The sequence below is a fragment of the Kocuria sp. NPDC057446 genome (assembly GCF_042802875.1).
In the GTDB taxonomy this organism is placed as follows: Bacteria; Actinomycetota; Actinomycetes; order Actinomycetales; family Micrococcaceae; genus Kocuria.
The window spans coordinates 1-2,314 of sequence record NZ_JBHVDI010000268.1; the positions used below are offsets into that span (position 1 = coordinate 1).

At 68.0% G+C, this 2,314-nt stretch carries 4 protein-coding genes; all 4 read left to right on the forward strand.

Annotated features, from left to right (window positions below):
* Positions 1-76: 76 nt before the first annotated feature.
* The 4 genes from ACFU0Y_RS17940 (at position 77) to ACFU0Y_RS17955 (ending at position 2,224) form a co-directional block, all read left to right on the forward strand.
* The gene (locus ACFU0Y_RS17940; protein ID WP_380216295.1) at positions 77-475 is read left to right on the forward strand and encodes a hypothetical protein; all 399 of its coding nucleotides are present in this window, start codon (positions 77-79) and stop codon (positions 473-475) included.
* A 33-nt stretch (positions 476-508) separates the two neighbouring features.
* A complete protein-coding gene (gene atpB / locus ACFU0Y_RS17945) occupies positions 509-1,303 on the forward strand; it encodes a F0F1 ATP synthase subunit A (protein ID WP_380216297.1) in 795 nt (264 codons plus the stop codon).
* A gap of 118 nt (positions 1,304-1,421) precedes the next feature.
* Positions 1,422-1,625 carry an ATP synthase F0 subunit C gene (gene atpE, locus ACFU0Y_RS17950; protein WP_017833261.1) on the forward strand — a complete coding sequence of 68 codons (204 nt, stop codon included), beginning with the start codon at positions 1,422-1,424 and terminating at the stop codon, positions 1,623-1,625.
* A gap of 47 nt (positions 1,626-1,672) precedes the next feature.
* Positions 1,673-2,224 (forward strand): F0F1 ATP synthase subunit B, encoded by a 552-nt coding sequence (locus ACFU0Y_RS17955; protein WP_031282934.1) that lies wholly within the window; start codon positions 1,673-1,675, stop codon positions 2,222-2,224.
* Positions 2,225-2,314 lie beyond the last annotated feature (90 nt).

A 2,314-nucleotide genomic window follows, 5' to 3' on the forward strand; every position in this document is an offset into this window, starting at 1 on the left:
GGCGGAACCCGTGCCGGCGACCGCCCGACCGGAGCCGCCGAGGAGCGGACGCAGGACGACAGGAGGCAGGACGACCATGAGCACGGATGACCGCGACGACGCGGCGCGCCCCGAGGGGACACCCCCGCCGGGGGCCCCGGACGCCGGCCCGGGGAACCCGCCGGAGGGGCCCCGGGAGCACCCGGGGCTGCGCACCGCGGGGGAGCTCGTGGAGGGCGGCGGGCTCTCCGGCGGGCTCACGACACTCCTCTACGTGGTGATCGGGATGGGGTTCTGGAGTTTGGTAGGGTGGGGTGCGGATCGCGTGCTGGGAACCCGGTGGATCGTGGTCCTGGGAGCGTGCATCGGCGCCGCGTCCGGGATCTACGTCGTGTACCTCCACATGCAGGAGGGACTCCGTCGGAGTCCGTCCTCCGACGGTGCAGATCCTCACAACCCGCACCAGTCCGGCCCGGACTCGGCGCCCCGACCGTGACCACCGGCCAGAGCACTGCAGAAAGGACCCGCATTGAACGCCGCCCTCATCAGGCTCCCCGCCACCGGAGGATTCACCGCCCCGACCGTCGACGAGATGCACCTGCCCTACTTCTTCGAGGTGGGCTCCTTCGGCTTCGGGAAGCACACGCTGCTGATCCTCCTGTCGGTCGTCCTGATCGCGGGCTTCTTCATGTGGGCCATCCGCCGCAACGCGCTCGTCCCGTCGAAGTCGCAGTACCTCGCGGAGAGCGGCTACGGGTTCGTGCGCAACCACCTCGGCCGGGACATCATCGGTGAGAAGGAGTTCCGCCCCTACGTCCCGCTGCTGTTCACGTTCTTCTTCTTCATCCTGGTGAACAACCTCTTCGGTTCCATCCCGGTGCTGCAGCTGCCCACCCTCTCGCACGCCGGCTCGGCGTACGTCCTGGCGGGCATCGCCTACGTCACCTGGGTCTTCATGGGCATCAAGCGCCACGGCCTCGGCGGCTTCATGGGCAAGATGACCATGCCGCCGGACGTGCCGAAGGTCCTCTACATCTTCCTGATCCCGATCGAGTTCCTCTCGAACCTGATCATCCGCCCGGTCACGCACGCCCTGCGTGTGTTCGCCACGATGTTCGCCGGTCACCTGGCGCTCATGGTCGCCGCGTCCATGACGGGCTACCTGCTCTCGCAGGCGAGCGCCATCAGCGTGGTCGCCCTCGGCTCCACGGTGCTGGGCGTGTTCATCTACTTCCTGGAGATCCTGATCCAGGTCCTCCAGGCCTACATCTTCACCCTCCTCTTCGCCGTGTACGTCCAGGGCGCCCTGCAAGAGGGCCACTGACACCGGTGGAAGTACCGGTCCGGCCCCGGCCGGACCCCCGCAGTCCATCCCCGAAATGTTCAGAGCCGACACGGCTACGACGCCCGGCCCCCGGGCACCTAGAAAGGAAATACCCCTCATGACTGGTTCGCTCAGCGCTATTGGTTACGGTCTGGCTGCCATCGGCGGCGGCATCGGCGTGGGTCTGATCTTCGCCGCGTACATGCAGTCCGTCGCCCGCCAGCCGGAGTCGCAGCGCGTGCTCCAGCCGATGCTGTTCTTCGGCTTCGCCGTGGTCGAGGCGCTCGCGATTCTGGGCTTCGTGCTCGCGTTCATCGCCTGAGTGGCTGACCTAGTACACGTCCTTCCTAGAGAACAGGAATCGCGCACATGACACTGTTGCTGGCAGCCGAGGAAGGGGCGAACCCCCTCTTCCCCAATGTCTGGGAGATGCTGATCACCGGCATCGGGTTCCTGATCCTGCTCTTCCTCGTCGTCAAGTTCGTCGTGCCGGCGTTCGAGCGGGTCTACCGTGAGCGCACCGAGGCCATCGAGGGCGGTCTGGCCAAGGCCAAGGCCGCGCAGGCCGAGGCGGCCGCCGCACGCGACGAGTACAACCAGCAGCTCGAGAGCGCGCGCCTGGAGGCCCAGAAGATCCGCGAGGAGGCCCGGCTGGAGGGCGAGAAGATCCTGGCGGACTTCAAGGACCGGGCCAACGCCGAGTCGGCGCGGATCACCGAGAACGCGCACCGCACCATCGAGGCGGAGCGCTCGGCGGCCGTGGTCTCCCTGCGCAACGAGGTGGGCGCCCTGGCCACCACGCTCGCGGCGAAGATCGTGGGCGAGTCCCTCGACGACGACGCCCGGTCCAACCGGGTGGTCGACCGTTTCCTCGCCGACCTCGAGCAGGAGCAGGAGCGGAACGCAGGTGCGGCGCGGTAATGGCAGACGCAGCGAACGAATTCACCCAGCAGAACGCTCGTGAGGTCGAGCGCTGGGCCGGCTCCGCCAGGCCCGAGCTCGCCCGTGAGC